This window comes from Streptomyces sp. CB02959 (assembly GCF_002803155.1).
In the GTDB taxonomy this organism is placed as follows: Bacteria; Actinomycetota; Actinomycetes; order Streptomycetales; family Streptomycetaceae; genus Streptomyces.
On sequence record NZ_NNBP01000052.1, the window covers coordinates 1 to 16,672 of the forward strand.

The window sequence follows — 16,672 nt, forward strand, 5'->3', positions numbered from 1 at the left end:
ATCTCCAATGAGAATCTACAAGCTCCTCATCCGACGCGGCGGATGTCCCATGCGTACTGCTCCCAGTACCCGGCGAGACTGATGACCTCAACCGATTTGCCGGGTTTGGGGGTGTCGATCATGCGGTTCCCGCCCGCGTAGATCCCCACGTGTCCCCAGTTGTGCCTGTTGAAGACAATGAGGTCGCCCGGCCGCATCTCCTCGCGCGGGACGGATGTCCCGACGTGCCGCTGCTCCTGTGAGGTGCGCGGCAACGCCACCTTGTGGCCGGTTCCTTGATAGACCGCGTACGAGGTCAACCCGGAGCAGTCGAAGCCGCCGCCGGATTGCCCGTTGATGGTGCCGCCGCCCCACACGTAGGGGACGCCGAGTTGGGAGTACGCGGCCTGGACGATCGCGTTCGAGGCAAGGGCAGTGTCCGAGTCGGTCCCACTGGGCTGCACGGCCGCGTACGACTTCGCCTGGTCGAGGACCTTTTGCACATACCAATCGGCGTGGTTGTACGAGTAGATCGCCTTGTACAGCCCGCTGTTAGTGCCGGTCTTCGCGCCGTTGGCGCACAGCATCCGCGCCGCGGCCCACACCGCGTCGGTCGCGTCCCAGGGCGTCGGCGGGTTGGCGCCGCCGGGCGGGACCGGGTACGCGTACCCGGTGAACGTGGCCGGCAGGAACTGCATCGGCCCGACCGCGCCCGCGGACGAGCGCATGGTGGGGTGGCGGGCGTGATCGGTCTCGACCTTGCCGATAGCCGCGAGCACCGACCAGTCCAACCCGCGGCAGGTGGCCGGCGCCGCCTGCCGGTAGAGGGCCAGCATCTTCGGGGGGATGTCGCCGACCTGGCGGCCCTGCATCGATATCTGAGACCCGACGGTGTCCTGCTCTTCCTGGTGGCCGGCGACTCCGTTGGCGACAGCGGCGATGAACAGCACCAACACGCCGACCAGCGCGAACGCTGCTGTGCCGATCCCGACGCCAGCAGCGATGGCGGGCTTCTTCACGGACGCCTCCTGGGCCGTGTGGGCCGGGGCGGCGGGGGTTGGCGGCGCGGCGGTGCGGGCGGGGGGAGGGGCCGGTTGGCCGCGGCGGCGCGGGTGCGGATGCGGTGCAGGCGCTGCTGCAGACTTGCCTGCTGACTGGATGCCGGCGGGGTCAGCGGCCGCTGCGGCACCATCTGCGGCCGACGACTACGCCGCGGCGCCGCACCAGGCGTCGGGTTGAACGGCCGGCCCGGCGCAGGGCGCCCCACCGGGCCGGCGGCCGCGCGGGCCGATCGGCCCGCAGGACGTGAGGGCAGCGGCGGCAGGCCGCGGCGCGCACGGACGCGATTGCTGATCCATCGACCACCGATGCCGCGCCAATACTCGTCGGCGAAATCCCGCACCTGCGGCTCATACACATGCCGCGCGGCATCGAGGTGGTCCTTGAGCTGGGTGGCCGCGGCGGTGACCTGACCGGGCACGGCCTGCACCGCGGCCGCCGTGCGCCGTGCGGCCCGTGGCCCGTAAACGGGCAGCCCCACAGTCCCCTTCAGCCCGAAGCGCCCAGCCCACATGCCAGTTCGAGCGCCAGCACGCGCCGTCCTCTCAGCGCCACGAGCGAGACTCCCCGCGCCCTTGGCCATGCGCCCGGTGAGCGCGCGAGCACTGCCAGCCCGACCCAGGCCACCTCCGACCGCCCCGGCCGCGCCGCCGGTAGCGGCCATCAGGCCGAGCATCAGTGCGGCTCCGCCGACCTTGCCCAGGGTGCCGCGACGGCCGCCACTGGAGCCGAGGTCGGACGGGCCGGCCGCGCCACCGAGTTTGGAGGCTCCGACGCGGGCCTTGAGCCGGGCAGCCATCTGCTGCGACTTGCGGACCAGGCGCTTGCGGAAGATGATCGCGCCCACACACAGGATGTCGACGGTGACGAAGCGGACGACGACGCCACCAGGGACGTCCTTCGCAGGCGCGGAGACCACGGCGGTGACCGCGACGACGAACACCCCGAGCCCCAACACGAGGCCGACAAGCAGGGCCAGGCCGCGGGCAATCGCGGCGCCACGCGACCACAGCCACGCGCGGCCGGGCCCCGGCAACGTGCCGGCGATCAGCGCGCAGCGCAGCAGCATCGCCTCGGCGGCGAGCCATACCTGAGCGGCCAGGTAGCCGCCGGCGAGAGCGATGATGAGCACGCAGACCAGCAGCGCTGCCAGGAGCATGAACAACGCTCCGGCGAGCTTGTCCATGGAGGCTTTCTTCGCCTCCTTGGCGTTGCCGCTGACGCACGCCTTCTCGAACTTGGCGTCGGGCTTGGTCGGCCCGAAGGTGTCCACGCCCCACTGCGCGGCCTTGTCCTTGACGACGTCGTCGATCTTGCCGCCGACTCCGGGCAGGAGGATGTCTCCGGCACCCGGCATGTCCTTGATGGCCTTGATCTGCTGGGCGACCTGCTGGTTGATGAACGCTGTCGTGATGCGGGAGGACGTGAACTGCGACGCGCACTTGTCCTTGGTGTCGTCGGTGAACGTCTGGCCGTAGGTGAGCACCTGGGAGGGCTGCACCACGAACGCGTTGACGAGTTCGTCGGTGATCGGAGTGGTGATGCCGGCCACCGCGTCAGTCGAACCTCCGGTGGGGTCCTCGCGGCCCATGACAATGGCAGCCACGGCGACCCCCAGATCACGCGCCTTGCCCACCGCGCCTTCGGCGCCGAGCAGCGTCTGGGGCGGCGAGGCGAGGCTGGTGACCGCGAGCGCGGAGATCAGCAGGGACGCGGTGAGTTCACCCCAGCCGCGGGAGCGGTCACCGAAGAAGAAGTGCCACGCCGCAACAGTGCCGCTGAAGGCGAGGAACAGGCCGGGCAAGCCGAGCTGAACCAGGACGCTGTTGTAGAGGGAGTCCGATACCGCCAGGGCCGGCTTGAGGAGCAGCGAAGCCAGCTTGAAGCCGAGGGCCCAGGTGAGCAGCCAGCAGGCGAAGGCCGCCAGCCACTTGGTCCACATGAACAGCAGGCTGGTCAGCCACTCCTCGACCTTCAGGTCCCAGTCGGACCACTCGCCGCTCTCGGAGTCCACCTTGAAGGCACTGACAGGGATGCCGTTCTCATCGGTGACATGGAAGGAGTCCAGGAGGTCGTCCTTGCCGACGCCCATCCGGTGCAGCAACTTGCGCAGCGACTCCTTCGCCTCCCGCTGCGCCTTCTTCGCGGCCGCCTTGCCCTGCTCGGTGTCCGCATAGGCCACGCCCGCACGCCCGTCCGGCGCCAGCTTCTGGTCCGGCGATCCGGGCGTCGTGGAGCCGGAGGGGGAAGGCTGCGCACTGGTCGATGTCGATACGGAGCGCTTGGGCTCGGGGGCCGCAGCCGCGTGCGCCGCCATCGCCGTGGTGAGAACGGCCGCAGCGCACAGCACCAGCACCAGCCGCCAGGCTCCCCGCCGCCCTATCCACGCCGTCTGCCCGGCCAGGCGCAGCCACCTCATGCCGCGAGCGCCGGGTCGGAGTGAATGGCGGCCTCCACCTCGGGGTCGGCCGGGATGACGACCTGCATCCCGCCGATCCGGCCGTACAGGTCGCGGTGCAGGCACTCACCGGCCCGCTGCGCCCGGACCTCGTCGGACACGTCCATGGGGGACAGGCCGGTGGTGACCAGCTCGACCAGGTCCGCATCGTCGGGGTCGAGGTCGAGGAAGGCGAGGCCGCGCTTGGCGAGGGCGACGTCGGTCTGCCGGAACAGGTACTTCCTGGGAAAGAGTCCGCGGATGACCTGCCCGGTGGCGGATGCCTCCGGGCCAATGTCCTCGCCGTCGTGGCTGCCGACGAGGCAGCCGGCGTTGTGCTTGCGGCCGTCGCGGACCAGCTCCAGGAGCAGTGCCATGCCCTCGGGGGAGGAGGTCAGCCACCAGCACTCGTCCCACACCGCCACGCAGAACTCGCGGGGGTTGGCGAAGCAAATTTCCCGGCACAGCGCCGCGATGAGGTACAGCGCCGCCCGGCCGAAAGTCTTCTCGAACTCAAGCGTCGCCAGCCGGTCGGCTGCCAGCTCGTGTTCCTTGGGGAGTGCCAGGTTGGCGGTGGCGAAGGCGATCGCGTCGGCCTTCGATGTGTCCACCACCGGCAGCGTGGGGTCGAAGATGGTGCGGGCCAAGTCCTTGCGGGCAACCGCGGCCATCTTGCGCGCTACGGCGTTTGAGGTCGCATCGCGCTTGCCCCGTGCCTGCAGTTCGCCCACCAGCGCTGCCATGGACGGTGTCGGCCCGGCCAGTGTTGCCTCGATCGCCTCCGACAGCGCGATGCCCTGGTCGCTCATGGGGCCGATGCCCAGCAGCAGCGTCAGGAACGACTCCGTACGGCGCTGCGCCTGGCCAGCGTCGCGGATCGTGCGCAGCGGATCGAGGGAGACCTGGGCTTGGTCGTCGATCGTGATGACCTGGGTGGTGCCAGGGCACGCCCTGGCGAAGCGGACCCACTCCTGCTGCGGGGTGCGATCGACGATGACCGCCCGACCCCGGCTCCCAAGGCGACCAACCTTGCGGCCCGCGGCGAGGATGGCGTAGACGGCGGTCTTCATCGCGACGCTCTTGCCTCCGCCGAGCTCACCGATGAACGCCGCGGACGCGCTCGCGGACTTGCGCGGGCCCAGTGACCAGTCGGTCAGCACGGGCCGGGTGCCACCGCCGGCCAACTGCAGCCCGTACAGCGGGCCCTTGGCGTCGCCGAGCGCGCTGCCGGCGAACGCACCGGCCATGGCGAAGTCCCGAGCGAGGAGCACCTGCGCGTAGGAGGCCATGACCTTCGGCGTACGGGCGCCCGGAAGCATCCCGTACCAGAGGTTCTCCTGTTCACCGAGGGGGCGGGTAAAGGTGTAGTCGTTGCCGGCGAAGTGCGTTTGCAGGTCGGCGGCGCGGGCCTCGGCCTCGGCCGGGGTGGCGCCCCAGACGCACAGCGCACCCATCGCCTGGACCTCAACCTCGGTCTTCGAGCTGGTGATGGCGGTGCGGTATTCGTCCATCCCGTCCGCGGCGTCCAGCACCCTTGAGGGGACACCGGCCGTCTCGCCCTCATACTCCCCGGCCTGGCCCGCCAACTCGCGTGCCTGCCGACGGGCCTTGGCCTCAGCGACATCGCCGGGCGTGACCTTGATGCGCATCGCCCAATCCACGGGAAAGGCGAACTCATCCAAGCTCGCCAGGTACTCGCTGCCCGGGAAGACGAACCGCTCGGGCATCTCCGACAGCGCCAAGATTGTCTGGTAGGACTCGCCCCACTCTGTACTCACCTGCAGCCAGCGCCGCCCGAACCGACCCCGGTGCGCGTCGGCATCGTCGCCGCCGTCGGAGGCGAGAGCACCTTCGGCCAGGACCACCTGCCCCAGCGCTGCTGCGCCGCGGCCGCGGCCTCGCCCGGCGCGCTGCTCCGGGTCGGGCAGGAGGGGTTCCAGCACTCCGCGCCGCGCGCTGTGCCCGTAGACCCACAGGACCTCGGCCTCGTTCGCGGGCCGCAGCGCCACGGTCGAGGGCCAGGTCGCAGCGAGTTCCTGCGCCTGCCGCATGCGGCGCACTTCCTCGCGGGCGCTGACCGGTGCGGGAAGCAGGCCCAGTTGCTGAGCCATTTCCGCGCGGGCCGCATCGATCACCATGCCGGCCACCTGCTTCTTGCTGCCGGCCGGAAGCGGGACAGCCAGCCAGTCCGCGCGGCTGGTCAGCTCCAATCGCTCCAACTGGTCCCACACCCGCGTCGCCAGCTGCGCATAGCGCTCGCTCGCGACCAGGTCGACGCCGTCAGTCATGCGCCGCACTACCTCGGCCGGATCGACCTGCGGGCACAGCGACAGCAGCATCGCCTCGCCGCGCAGCTGCTTGACCAAAGACTCCACAGCGCGCAGCCGGCGTTCCTTGATGGTGCGGGAGGACTGCGCGTGACCGCTACCCTCCACCCGCCACAACGCCCAGCAGGTGCCGTGACGGGTCCAGATGACGTTGCCGGCGATGTGCCGTACGGGAATGCGCATCACAGCCCCTGCCCCTGTTCGTTCGTGTTCGTCGTGTTCGCGGCCCGTGCCGCGAGCAGCGCGCCGACGCCGGACGCCACCCGCACCACGGAGGCGTCGGCCGCGACCCGGTCGGCGACCGGCTTGTCCGCCGGGACGGCCGGTGCGGAAGCCGGGCGCCCCAAGGAATGGGCCCGCGTCAGTGGTGCGGCCGCGCGACCGGGTTCGTTCGGCGGCTGCCAGGTGAGGGTGCAGACGCCCACCACCGCGCTGCTTCGACGCTGGCGTACGGGTCGGCCGTCCATCCGGCCCGAGCCGCCGCTCGCTGCCAGGCCGAGCACGCTGCCGGCAACCGACAGCGGATTGCGGCCATCGACATGGACTCGCCCCACGATCACCGCCAGGCCATAGGGCACGCCGATCAGCGGCAGGACGTCGACCAGACCGTGGTGCGCCCACAGCCCGCGGGTGAGGAAAGCCACCGCGAAGGTCGCCGCGGCGACGATGATCTGCGGGACCGTGTACGGGCCGCCCCAGATGCGGCCACCGCCGGGCCAGTGCCCCACCACCAGGGTGTGCCGGCGAGCCTTGGTGAAGCACCGACCGATCAGCGGCTCGGGCTGAGCGGTGGTGCTCATCGCCGGCCGCCGTCCAGCGGGGCGATGCGGACCACAGCCGGAGCCGCATTGCTCGCGGGGCTCTTGAGGTCCTCGCCGATCTTGTCCCGCACCGAGGTCATGTTGACGACGATGGCCAGGACCACCGCACCACCGATGGCCGCGACGCCCGCCTTCAGCACGCTCTTGGTCTGGCCCCACACGTAGGCGATGGAGACGACGTACATCAGCCCCAGCACGCCCACGAGAAAGAAGTTCTTGAGCTGTGAGACCAGGGCGTTCGCGTCGGAGATGGCTCCTGCCATCTGCACGAGTCCGTTCATGAGCCGTGCCTTTCCTTAAGAATCTGAGGAGTTGGAGGACGTCGCCAGGGCAGGCGCGGCTTCGAGCGCGGCGACCTCCCACCGGCCGTCCCGGGCGCGCAGCTCGATCGCGTACGTCATCGGCCGCCCGCCCGTGTACTTGCCGTCGCCCTCGACGTCGACCAGCAGCCGGCGCTGGACACCATCGGGCGGGACCTGACCCTCGGCCCCTTCGGCCGGCCCCTGGCCGTGCTCGGCCATCTGCGTCACGCTCACCGCCGTGTACGGCGCCGGCCGCACCGCGTGCAGCGCCGTACCGGGGGAGAGGTAGCGATCCAACTCGCCCCGGCCCGTCAGGTACGCCGCCAGGAACCCGCGGACCGTCTGCACCGCCGGATCCGAATCCAGCGGCGCGTGCGCCGACCCGTACGCCAGCTCAGGAGCCACGCCCTTGGAACCGGTCGGGGCCGCGACCTCGGCAGGCAGCGCCGCCGCCGTCCAACCCGAGGCTCCTTGGCCGCCGGTGGCCCGGACCGGGACCTGGAAGTACCGGACACGGCCGCTGTTCTTCGACGAACCGGTGATGCGTGCGGCGACGGTCACCGACCAGTAGCCGGCCGAGACCTGCCGCACCTGCACCGCCGACGCCGACTCCGTGCGCTCCGACCCGCCCTCGCCCGACCACGACATCGAACGCGCCGCCGGGTAGAACGCCGCGAGCTCCTGCGCGTCCGCGTCACTGTCGCCGGCCTTCACGTACGCGGCGACGTACACCTCGGCAAACCCGGCCGGTGCCACCGCATCCGACGACGCCGGCTGCGCCCGCGGCGCCTCGTCCCGCGTGGGTACGGCCACGGGCTGGGGGGTGGAGGACAGCGCCAAACCGCCGAGCAGCGGCCCCGTCAGCAGCAGACCCCAGGCACCCCATCGCACCACGGCCGTCCAGTTCGCCATGGCACCCGTCGACATCGACGTGGTGGCCCACCCGGTGTCCGGCTGGGCGGACTCCCCCACCGGCGGCGTCTGCTTTTCCTTACGGCGCCACTTCATGACCGCGGCCCCTTCCGGAGCAGATGCCCCCAGGTACTCATCGGGTCCAGAAACCAAATGCGCCGACCGTCGCGGCGACTGGCCGCCACCTGGTTCATGACTGCCGTCTTCAGGGCCTGGCTCTTGCCGTAGCCCGCAGAGCCGACCGTCGCCTTCACGCCGTTACCTCGCCCCGGACGGTCGTGGACCGGGTCAGCTCGGCGATCCGCTCGCGCAGCCGTGCCGGCGGAAGTGCCAGTACCTCCCGCACGAGCACCTGGGCCTCGTCGGCGTCCTGCTCCACGTACGACCGCAGCTGCGCATCGGTGTCGACCGAGAACGGCTCCCTCACCAATGCGACCGCCAACTGCGTAGCCCGCCGGCGGATCGCCACCAGCCGTAGCTCCTCATCCCTCAGCTCCACCGCGTCTCCCACGTTTCCCAACCCCTCCGTCACCACGGCTCCCTCCGCTGTGCTCGGTGCGCGAAATCCCCGCACACCACAGAGAGGGGAGCCGGATCGGCCCTGATGTGACACCCGCCACCAAAGAAGTTCCGGCGCGCACTCACGCCGCCTCCACCCACTGCGGCACCACCTCGCGCAGCCGCGCCACCGCCCGGCTGCGCCTACGCCGCAAGGCCACCGGACTGACACCCAGCGCCGCTGCGGCCTCGGCATCCTGCGGCGCGCCCTCGCGGTAGTGATCGCAGATGCCCGCTGCCGCCTGCGAGGTGAGCACCTCGCGCTCCAGCGCCCACATCAAGATCTCGACCAGTTCGCCGCGGGCGCCCTCCAACTCCCCGGCCGCCGTCGGCCGCAGTCCGGCCTCCGCCGCGGCCCGTGCCAGCAGTGCTGCCTCGGCGGCAAGCGAAGGGTCGGCATCGCCGGGACAGGCCGCCAGCAGTTCCTCGTCCAGTTGCTCGGAGGACGCCAGCTCCCGCGTGAGCTCGCGGGAGACCCGGTGCCACAGCTCCAGCCGAAGACCCGTCGCGACCTTCCGGGGCCGGCGTGCGATCGGGTAGGTGAGCACCACCTCCCACAAGGAGGCGACCACCAACTGCGCGACGTCCTCACCGCACTCGCCGTCCCGCAGTGACCGGCGCATCATCCGCTGGGCGCAGGGGAGCATCGCCTGGACCAGGACGCGGGCGGCGAGCGCGGCATTCCGCTCGTCGCCGGCGCCCACCCGCTGCAGCAGGACACCCATCCAGGCATCGCTGACCGCTGCCCCGTCACGGTCAGCCCGCTCCCGCAGCACCACGCACAACTCGTCGAGCGCCGCAGGGGCCTGATCCGCATTGAGCACGCCGGCGGAGAGCATCCAGGACCGGACCCGATCGGCGTTGCCGTGCGCAGCACACAGCCACTCCCACTCGGTGTTCAGACGCGTGATCAACGTCGGTTCTGCGCTCACGGCAGGCTCCTTCCGGATCGAACTGCCGTGAACTCTGCTCAGCGCCCCTTACCAAAGTGCTTGTCCCAAAAGGGGAAAGAGGCAGGTCATTTGGGGTAAGCGCTCGGGTAAGCAGTGGGCTAACCGTCGTCCGGCACGGGGTAACCGCGAGCACCCGCCCAGAGCGCGAGGCCCGCCTCGCGTTCCGCCGCCCGCCGCTCACGACGTCCGTCAGCGGCCAGGCGGGTCGTGATCCGTGCTGCTGCTCCCTCACGGACGTGGACGTCGTGGTGGACGCCTGCAGATGGTCGACGGCCAGTCAGCCGTGGCGGTGCCAACGCACGCCGGTGGCCGATGGCCGGAGTGGCCGATCGGCCACCAGCACGGCGGCCGATCGGCGCTTATGGCCAACCCGGCCGCTTCGGGGGATCCTCGGGTACCCGCCGGTCAGCACGGTGGGGCCACCGCTTACCCGGGCAGGCGTGACCGCTTACCCCACCGGCGGCAAGCGCATCCCCCAACCCCTGCCCGACCTACGACCGGAGCGACCCGCGTGACCCCGACCCGCCCCGCCATCCAGGCGATGCTGGACGGCCGACGAGCCGACACCGGCCGACGTCGCAACCGGGTCCTCGCCGCCCTGGCCGAGGCCGCGAAGGACGGCTCTGCGGTCAGCGTCGCGGCGATCGCCCGGCGTGCGGGCGTCGACCGAACTTTCCTGTACCGCCACCGCGATCTGCTCGGCCAGATCCACGCGCAGGCAGCCGAGCCGCCCACGGGCTCCAGCCGCGCGGTGCCACCGTGCGTTCCGCCGTGCGGACCACCGTGCGTTCCACGGTAGGTGCCACCGTGAGTACCACCCTGCGTACCAGGCGCCTGTGAGCCGCAGCCGCTTTCGCGCAGGTCAGGGCGCAGGGGTAAGTGGTGCGCGTCACTGACACCTCTTCCTCAGAGGAGGAAGAGGTCCTTTCTCTTCGTTCGGGACCGCGCGGCGCTGGGGCGCGGGAGGCGGAACATCTGCCTGACCGGCAGCAGAGCCAGACAAGTCGGCCCGGCGCCCTTAAGGGGCGAGTTCTTCACCGGTGCTGTCCATCGCTGCACGGCACCACTGCAGTCCGGTGCCGTGAAGGACCAGGACGTGAGTACCGGGGAGAGCTGAAGTCTTGGCCATGGCGGACAGCAGTCCGTCGGCCAGCGCGGTGCCGTCCTCAAGCGGCGCTTCATCAACGGTGGTCGCGGTACCCGCATCGAAGTCGATCCCGCCGACCAGTCGAGGTGGACCCCCGCCACCGCCGTGACGTCGAAACCCGTTCGATCAACGTCCGCGGTCTGATCTGGGATCGGGCCGTCGACGCCTGGATCGCGCACGACGCGAGTGAACTCGAAGCGATCTGGGACGAGATCATCCAAGGCGGCCTCGGCACCGACTGGGACGCCTACACCTACGTCTCCTCCGTCGGCTGGGCCGCCTAACCACGCCACGCTCGGCCGGCCCGCCGGCAACCGGGCAACCAGCCGCACCGCACAACCCGCACAGCAGCCGTAACGCAACTGGGAGGAAACCGTGTCACCGACCACCACACCGCCCCGGCCGCACTTCACATCCTGGCGGGACGTCCCGGACGGCATCTACGCCACCGAGACCCAGCTGAAGACCATGGACCTGCCGCGCCGCCCCGGCCTGCCGGCCGCCACCGTCAAGGCCCGCGACGGAGCCGGCCGGCGCGCGACCTTCACCCTCTACCGCATCGACGAGTCGACGCCGACCACCGCCACGGCCGCGCAACTGGCGGCCGCCCGCCGCCGTTGCGCCCCCGAGGCACGAGTGTGCGCGGACTGCGGGGCCCGCCCGGACCGCGCCCCGAGCACCTCGGACACCCACGGCCCCCTGTGCTCGGCCTGCCGGCACATCCTCAACCTGCGCAACCGCCAAGCCGAAGCCGCCGGCGAACGCCACGGCGCGATCGACACCGCCTGCGCCCTGCTCTCCTCCGCGGCGCAGCCCCTGGTCGTGTTGCACGTCGACTACACCGACCGCGGCCACACCCCCGCCGGCACCCGCCGCGCCCCGTCCGCCGCCCGCATCACCGTCCTGGACACGAACGGCACCGTCCTGGCCAACCCGCTGCTGCGTCTGGTCTCCGCGCGGGCGCAGGGCGTCCCTCGCGGTGCGCTCGACCCGCAGGCTGACGTCGAACAGCTCTCGGCAGTCCTGTCCACGCGCACGGTGCTGATCTGGAACCACGACGATCTCGCCGACCTCGCCGCCGGGCTCACCTCGCAGCAGGTCGCTTGGCCGGTGCCGTACGAGCGGGTGCGTGAGCTGGAGCCCCTGGCGACCGTCTGGCGCGGCGAGTTCACCCCTGACGGCCGCCAAGTCCGTCCCCTGCCGCCCGGCCGCGCCGACCGGATGCTCTACGTCCTGCAGCAGGTCGCCCACCACGACCTGCCGACCCGGTAGCCCTGCGCGAATCGGCGACCATCACGCCCCGCCGCGGAAGCCCCGGAGCCGTTACGGCTGGGCGTGCTGGTCCTTGAGCGCGTTATGACTACGTGTGAGGTTTCTCGTCCGTGCAGGATGTGCGCCGCCGATCTGTCCGCGGGGACGGCGTACCTTGTCGCCGGGACGGTGAAGCGGGGGCGGCGGACGGTCTTCGGCACCTTCTTGATCTGCAAGGACTGCTACCTCAAGGGCTCCCCGGATCCGTTTACTGGCCGGACGCGTCCGATGGCGGCTCGGCAGACGAGCAAGGCGTGGTGGATCGACATGGCAGGTCGTGGAGAGGTTCTTGCTCCGGAGCCGTGTCTGGCTTGCGGGCTGGTGGTGGTGCGTCGGGCGGAGAAGTTGCTGCGGGGGGGGGGTGACGTTCGCGGGCATGCCGGACATCCCTCACGCGCAAACGTAACGGTGGCCGGGGGTCGAGCATGCCGTGCGGCAGCTGCGGCCGCCCCGTGACGGCTGGGCGTGCGGATTCTGCGTACTGCGACGCGGCGTGCCATCAGCGGGCCTACCGACGTCGCGTTGCGGACCGCGGGAGGCGAGTGACGCTCACCAGCAAGGGAAGGATCACCCCATGTCCGTCTCCGCCGCCCCGCGCTGCGCGTACGGTGGCCACACGACCCGCCAGGAGGTGCCGATGAGTGCGCAGCCCGAACAAGCCCCTGCCCCGCCGGCCCCGGCCGCCGCCGCCCAACTCCTTGCCCAACTGCGCGACGACCGCCGCGCCGACACCTGGGTGCCGGCCTTCGAGCGGGACTGGGCCACTGCTCTGGCAACCTCTCGCGACACCTACAGCCTCACCCCGCTGCACGACGTCGTCCGCACCTGGCAACTGCGCCTCGCCGCGGCCCCGGCCGTTGACGCCTACCTGGACTCCGGCCGCGACGAGACCGACTTCGTGGACCTCGACGACATCCTCGGCACCCGCCGGTGACCGGTGAACCGTGGGCGGTACGCCTGTCCCCACAGGCCGCGAAGACGCTCAACCAACTCCCCGAGCCGGCCCAGGAGACCGTCCGCGACATCCTGAACATCGCGGGGCGCTCACCGTGGGGCTGGCCCCAGTGGAACGCCAGTGATCCGGAGGGTGAGGACGTCCGCGCCGCGGCCATCGGGCAGCTCTCCGTCGTCTATGTGATCAACCGTCTCACCCTGCACCTGTCCGTCCTGGACATCACCTGGATCGGGTAGCCCCGCAGCCGCTCCTCGCCCCGGCATTGCAACTGCGGGGGAGAGGAGTTCACAGCTCGGCGCCATCAGACTTCAGTGCGTGGCGGAAACTGCTGCCCGCCGGTGCTTGGGCACGCTGCAGTTGTGTCGGTTGCAGACTGCACCGTCGGTCTTAATCGCTCGGCAGAACGCGGCGTGCTCCTCACAGCGGTCGTCCCCTGGGTTGGGCGTACTGCGGCAGATCCGCTCTGCACCCCCTGCCCAGGTGCAGCGCCCGAGGTCTGCGGCGCGCTCTGGTTTGTGCAGTTCGCACGGCGCGCCCGCAGTCGCAACCGGGTTGAAGCACCACCGCTTCGGCATGCTGTTGGTGGGCAGCACGGCGTCCAAGGGTTCCATGCACAGGGGGCCCGAGAGCAGGTCGAGTTTGTCGGCCAGTTCGCGGTCGTCCCGGCAACGCGCCAGCTCGGCCAGGGCCACCAAGAGGACCGGGGTTGCCGCGACGTACCACTCGTCGTAGTGGTCGCCATTGATGTATCCAGGCGAGGGAGCCAGTCGAGCAGCGGCTTCGAGGACCGCCTCGACAGCATCGGACATCGTCTTCATCGATTTCGGCCTTGTCAGGATGAGTCGTTGGAAGGTGCTGCGGCTTCTGCGCTGAACCGGGCATCGTCGTCGACCTCGCCGCAACGCCCCTGCTGCATACCCAACGCGTCCACCCCGCGGACGAAACGACCAGCGCGCGGACGAGCGGACGCCCAGCTTGCTGACGGCGGCGATGGGGCGGCGGCATCGGCGATGAAGCCGGCGCCCAGACGGCGGCGGGGTGTAGTCACCCCTGCACTATGCCGCGCGGCGGCCACCGGCGGGCCCTTTCGCGCGCAGGCGCACCCATCGTGGAGGTTCGCCTACACGGTGTGCCCCACCTGTCACAGCAGCCTCACATTCGCCAAGTAGTGCTCATTGCGATGCACCTTTCGCCGACGGCGCCGTAGGCAGGGGCCGGCGAGGCCCGGTCTCACAACCGTGAAGGAGATGGGTCGATGGCCAAGAAGATCGAGCAGGCCGCGCAGGGCGAAGCGGTCGTGGTCGGGGTGGCGTGCCGGCCTGGCACGGAGCCGCCGCGTGCGGACGGTCGGCACGTCCAGCGGCACGGGGACCGGGTGTGCGCTGCGGTGGTCGACGGGGCTGGCCATCACGAGGCGGTCGTCGCGTACGCCGCCATCGCACCGGCGGTGATCACCCACACCGGCATGGTCATGGGCGGCCTGGCCGGGCTGACCGCGGGCCGGGCAGATGGCGCACGCCTACGACGTCCCGCCGCACGCCAGCGCCGTCTACGCCTGCATGGAGCCGGGCTGGCCGACGAACGTGCACTGGATCGGGGACCGCCGCGCCTACAGTTGGAACGGGGCCGCGCTCACCCGGTGGACCACTGACCAGACGATGGGCCAGTGGCTGCGGTGGAATGGCGGCAAGACCATCGAATTGGTGCCTGCCGAGGTTGCGGAGACCCAGGACAACTGGGCACGCCTGGGGTTGGCACAGGCTGGCGCCGCCACCTGCCGCCAGGTCGAGATCCCCGAGGAGATCCGCCTGGTGCTGCTCGTCTCGGACGGGCTCTCGGATCAGGTGGACCAGGAGACGGCGGAGGAACTGTGCCGCGCGCACCAGGATGATCCGCAGGCGTTTGCGGAGGCGCTGGTCGCTGCTGCCGACGAGGACGCGGCCGCGACGACGCAACCGTCCTCGCGCTCCTGCGCCGCAGCGGCTGACGCTCCAACACCGTGCTCGTGGCGGTCTCGGCTCTTCACGGGTGCCCGGCCGAGCCGGCTGCCGATCGGCACAGTGTCGCGTTCTTCCTGGGCATGACGAGTGCGGCGGGACATGGTCTCGCCGCACTCCCTCCGATTGGCCATTAGGAGGACACTCAGTATGACGGGCCTGTGCAGGGCTGAACGCCTCAGCCCTGCACAGGGTGTGCGGGTGTGGTGGCGGCTCACGGGCCAGGGACGTCGAGTTCGCGGAGCACGGCCAGCCGGTGGTAGAGCCCAGGCTCGAACACGGCCTCGCTACCTGCCGCTACGCCCTGTCCGGCGACCGCCGCGCTCTGCACGGCACCGTGTTGTGACGGGCGAAGGTGGCAAATGACTGAGGAACGTGTCCGCCAGGGTGCTTGCTCAGGGCCTGCGTTCCAGCGCTCTTGCAGGAGACGAGCCGGAGGGAACACGGTGGCGGTCAGTGGGGGGTCGCCTGGCCGGACGGGTGGCTGATGTCTGGCTGGGGTTTCGGCCGGCCGGACGGCTTCCGTACCTCCGCACGCAGAATGCCGAGCTGCTGGTGGTGGGGGCTGACTTTCTGTGGCTGGAGAGGTCGGGCCATGAGCGTTGAGGCACCTCGACTCCGAACTCGTGGGACGGCTCCGAGTTGGCGCTCGGTCGTTGGGCGTGTCCAGTCACGGCCTCGGAAGTGGGACGAGCTGCGGAGTCCGTCGAGTTAGTGCCGGCGTTCTGGTGAGGCATCCAGGGATCCACAGCTGAGGTTCTTTAGAAAGAGGCGTGGGCCAGTAAATGGCCCCTGACCTGCACTTTCATCAAGATGATGTTGTCCTGCAGGGCACATTTGAGGAGTCCGAATGTCAACCTGGCGGACACGTTTACCTCGATAAATCAACGTGCAGCTGATTTATCGAGCAGGTGCGGGGCGGAGTCAACGCAGCAGGTCATGGAACGAGTTGAGGAAGCGAAGGCCGCCTCTTCGGCGGGTGCACCCAGCGGCGAATGTGCCGCAATGGCGACACAGGGAAACAAGTAGAGCCTGATTAGTCGCGCATGGAGGCTTGGGAAATCCAGTCCTGCTTGAGTTCTCGGGCGAGGGTCGCTCGCTCGCGCTCGCGAGGTGGGTGTTGGGCGCGCCGCTGCAGCAAAACGCAAGCTCTGGTTGATTTTTGAGTTAGGGTCTGCAGTGCCTGAGTAACAAGGAGGTTCTGTGACATCTGATCCACCCGCCCCCCGTCGGCCCCGCGCCGTCGATGCCGCCGGCCCCGATGCCGGCTTCGACGACCTCCTGAAGGTCCTGGGCGAACAACTCGGTCAAACCAGCGACGGCAGCGACGCCCGCAAGCGCCGCAAGCTGAAAAACGTCACTTTCGAGTACGAAGCAGACCAAAGCGCCGTACACGACATGGCAGGCGACGCCGGATACAGCCTCGCGTCGAACTGGTTCACTCAGCTCCTCGCCCAACTCGCCGTCGCCAACTCCATCACCAAGTCGCAGCTCTGCGTCTTCCTGTACGTCGCCGGCGGCCAGGAACGCGGAACCGGCACCACCCAGTACACCCAGCAAGAGATCACCGACGGCCTGAACAAACTCGCCGCGGACAAGGGCGGCAAGCGCATCACCCGCTCCACCGTCAACCGCGCCGTACGGGCCCTCATCGGCTACAAGTGGGTAGAACAACTCGGCAACGGACGCATCCAGCTCAACGTCCGCCTCTGGTTCAACGGCAACAGCAACGCGCAACACGCGGTCCTCGAACAGATCGCCGTGAACCACGACCGCGACCCCGACGCCTTTCCCTACAACATCGGCCCCGAAGCCCACCAAGAAGCCTTCGACCTGGACTTCAGCCCCACCCGCTACACAGGCGAAAGGCGCACCGGGTGATACACCTCCACCGACCCACCCGCCGCACCACGA

General features: G+C 70.1%; 17 protein-coding genes. 8 read left to right on the forward strand and 9 right to left on the reverse strand.

Going from position 1 to position 16,672, the window contains the following annotated elements:
- Nucleotides 1-26 precede the first annotated feature (26 nt).
- From CG747_RS49010 to CG747_RS44615, 8 genes are all read right to left on the reverse strand, one after another.
- On the reverse strand, nt 27-998 hold the full coding sequence (locus tag CG747_RS49010; protein ID WP_219621643.1) for an NlpC/P60 family protein: 972 nt from the start codon (nt 996-998) through the stop codon (nt 27-29).
- Nucleotides 995-3,457, reverse strand: a complete 2,463-nt coding sequence (locus tag CG747_RS44585) for a hypothetical protein (protein ID WP_100607603.1) — start codon at nt 3,455-3,457, stop codon at nt 995-997. Before CG747_RS44585 ends, CG747_RS49010 begins: the two co-directional genes overlap by 4 nt.
- A complete protein-coding gene (locus tag CG747_RS44590; RefSeq protein ID WP_100607604.1) occupies nt 3,454-5,985 on the reverse strand; it encodes an ATP-binding protein in 2,532 nt (843 codons plus the stop codon). The genes CG747_RS44585 and CG747_RS44590 overlap by 4 nt, the downstream gene beginning before the upstream one ends.
- A complete protein-coding gene (locus CG747_RS44595; RefSeq protein ID WP_100607605.1) occupies nt 5,985-6,602 on the reverse strand; it encodes a hypothetical protein in 618 nt (205 codons plus the stop codon). Before CG747_RS44595 ends, CG747_RS44590 begins: the two co-directional genes overlap by 1 nt.
- Complete coding sequence (locus CG747_RS44600; protein WP_100607606.1) at nt 6,599-6,904, reverse strand: hypothetical protein; 306 nt, start codon at nt 6,902-6,904, stop codon at nt 6,599-6,601. The genes CG747_RS44595 and CG747_RS44600 overlap by 4 nt, the downstream gene beginning before the upstream one ends.
- A gap of 15 nt (nt 6,905-6,919) precedes the next feature.
- Nucleotides 6,920-7,933 (reverse strand): conjugal transfer protein, encoded by a 1,014-nt coding sequence (locus tag CG747_RS44605; protein ID WP_257981189.1) that lies wholly within the window; start codon nt 7,931-7,933, stop codon nt 6,920-6,922.
- Nucleotides 7,934-8,087: 154 nt separating this feature from the next.
- Complete coding sequence (locus CG747_RS44610) at nt 8,088-8,336, reverse strand: hypothetical protein (RefSeq protein ID WP_146022281.1); 249 nt, start codon at nt 8,334-8,336, stop codon at nt 8,088-8,090.
- Between the two features lie 142 nt (nt 8,337-8,478).
- Nucleotides 8,479-9,327, reverse strand: coding sequence for a hypothetical protein (locus CG747_RS44615; protein ID WP_100607608.1), 849 nt, complete (start codon nt 9,325-9,327; stop codon nt 8,479-8,481).
- Between the two features lie 532 nt (nt 9,328-9,859).
- Between CG747_RS44615 and CG747_RS44620 the strand changes: the two genes are divergently transcribed.
- From CG747_RS44620 to CG747_RS44640, 5 genes are all read left to right on the forward strand, one after another.
- Nucleotides 9,860-10,147, forward strand: coding sequence for a TetR family transcriptional regulator (locus tag CG747_RS44620; RefSeq protein ID WP_100607609.1), 288 nt, complete (start codon nt 9,860-9,862; stop codon nt 10,145-10,147).
- 434 nt (nt 10,148-10,581) lie between these two features.
- Nucleotides 10,582-10,779, forward strand: a complete 198-nt coding sequence (locus tag CG747_RS44625) for a hypothetical protein (RefSeq protein WP_257981190.1) — start codon at nt 10,582-10,584, stop codon at nt 10,777-10,779.
- 91 nt (nt 10,780-10,870) lie between these two features.
- Nucleotides 10,871-11,767 carry a hypothetical protein gene (locus tag CG747_RS44630; RefSeq protein WP_100607610.1) on the forward strand — a complete coding sequence of 299 codons (897 nt, stop codon included), beginning with the start codon at nt 10,871-10,873 and terminating at the stop codon, nt 11,765-11,767.
- Nucleotides 11,768-12,380: 613 nt separating this feature from the next.
- Complete coding sequence (locus CG747_RS44635) at nt 12,381-12,740, forward strand: DUF6247 family protein (RefSeq protein ID WP_219621644.1); 360 nt, start codon at nt 12,381-12,383, stop codon at nt 12,738-12,740.
- Nucleotides 12,737-12,997 (forward strand): hypothetical protein, encoded by a 261-nt coding sequence (locus CG747_RS44640; RefSeq protein ID WP_100607611.1) that lies wholly within the window; start codon nt 12,737-12,739, stop codon nt 12,995-12,997. Before CG747_RS44635 ends, CG747_RS44640 begins: the two co-directional genes overlap by 4 nt.
- Nucleotides 12,998-13,069: 72 nt before the next feature.
- Here the strand turns inward: CG747_RS44640 and CG747_RS47690 are convergent, their stop codons facing one another.
- Nucleotides 13,070-13,579 (reverse strand): hypothetical protein, encoded by a 510-nt coding sequence (locus tag CG747_RS47690; protein WP_146022282.1) that lies wholly within the window; start codon nt 13,577-13,579, stop codon nt 13,070-13,072.
- 437 nt (nt 13,580-14,016) lie between these two features.
- On the opposite strand from CG747_RS47690, the gene CG747_RS50520 reads away from it, so the two are divergent.
- The 3 genes from CG747_RS50520 (at nt 14,017) to CG747_RS44650 (ending at nt 16,639) form a co-directional block, all read left to right on the forward strand.
- Nucleotides 14,017-14,412, forward strand: a complete 396-nt coding sequence (locus CG747_RS50520) for a hypothetical protein (RefSeq protein WP_257981191.1) — start codon at nt 14,017-14,019, stop codon at nt 14,410-14,412.
- A 7-nt stretch (nt 14,413-14,419) separates the two neighbouring features.
- Nucleotides 14,420-14,845, forward strand: coding sequence for a hypothetical protein (locus tag CG747_RS50525; RefSeq protein ID WP_257981192.1), 426 nt, complete (start codon nt 14,420-14,422; stop codon nt 14,843-14,845).
- Nucleotides 14,846-15,961: 1,116 nt separating this feature from the next.
- Nucleotides 15,962-16,639, forward strand: coding sequence for a hypothetical protein (locus CG747_RS44650; RefSeq protein ID WP_100607612.1), 678 nt, complete (start codon nt 15,962-15,964; stop codon nt 16,637-16,639).
- Nucleotides 16,640-16,672 lie beyond the last annotated feature (33 nt).

Excerpts from the sequence above, each read along its gene's own strand:
- CG747_RS50520 (WP_257981191.1), top strand. The coding sequence starts at position 14,017 with ATGGCCAAGAAGATCGAGCAGGCCGCGCAGGGCGAAGCGGTCGTGGTC.
- CG747_RS47690 (WP_146022282.1), bottom strand. The coding sequence starts at position 13,579 with ATGAAGACGATGTCCGATGCTGTCGAGGCGGTCCTCGAAGCCGCTGCT.
- CG747_RS44595 (WP_100607605.1), bottom strand. The coding sequence starts at position 6,602 with ATGAGCACCACCGCTCAGCCCGAGCCGCTGATCGGTCGGTGCTTCACC.
- CG747_RS44635 (WP_219621644.1), top strand. The coding sequence starts at position 12,381 with ATGTCCGTCTCCGCCGCCCCGCGCTGCGCGTACGGTGGCCACACGACC.
- CG747_RS44600 (WP_100607606.1), bottom strand. The coding sequence starts at position 6,904 with ATGAACGGACTCGTGCAGATGGCAGGAGCCATCTCCGACGCGAACGCC.
- CG747_RS50525 (WP_257981192.1), top strand. The coding sequence starts at position 14,420 with ATGGGCCAGTGGCTGCGGTGGAATGGCGGCAAGACCATCGAATTGGTG.
- CG747_RS44605 (WP_257981189.1), bottom strand. The coding sequence starts at position 7,933 with ATGAAGTGGCGCCGTAAGGAAAAGCAGACGCCGCCGGTGGGGGAGTCC.
- CG747_RS44585 (WP_100607603.1), bottom strand. The coding sequence starts at position 3,457 with ATGAGGTGGCTGCGCCTGGCCGGGCAGACGGCGTGGATAGGGCGGCGG.
- CG747_RS44590 (WP_100607604.1), bottom strand. The coding sequence starts at position 5,985 with ATGCGCATTCCCGTACGGCACATCGCCGGCAACGTCATCTGGACCCGT.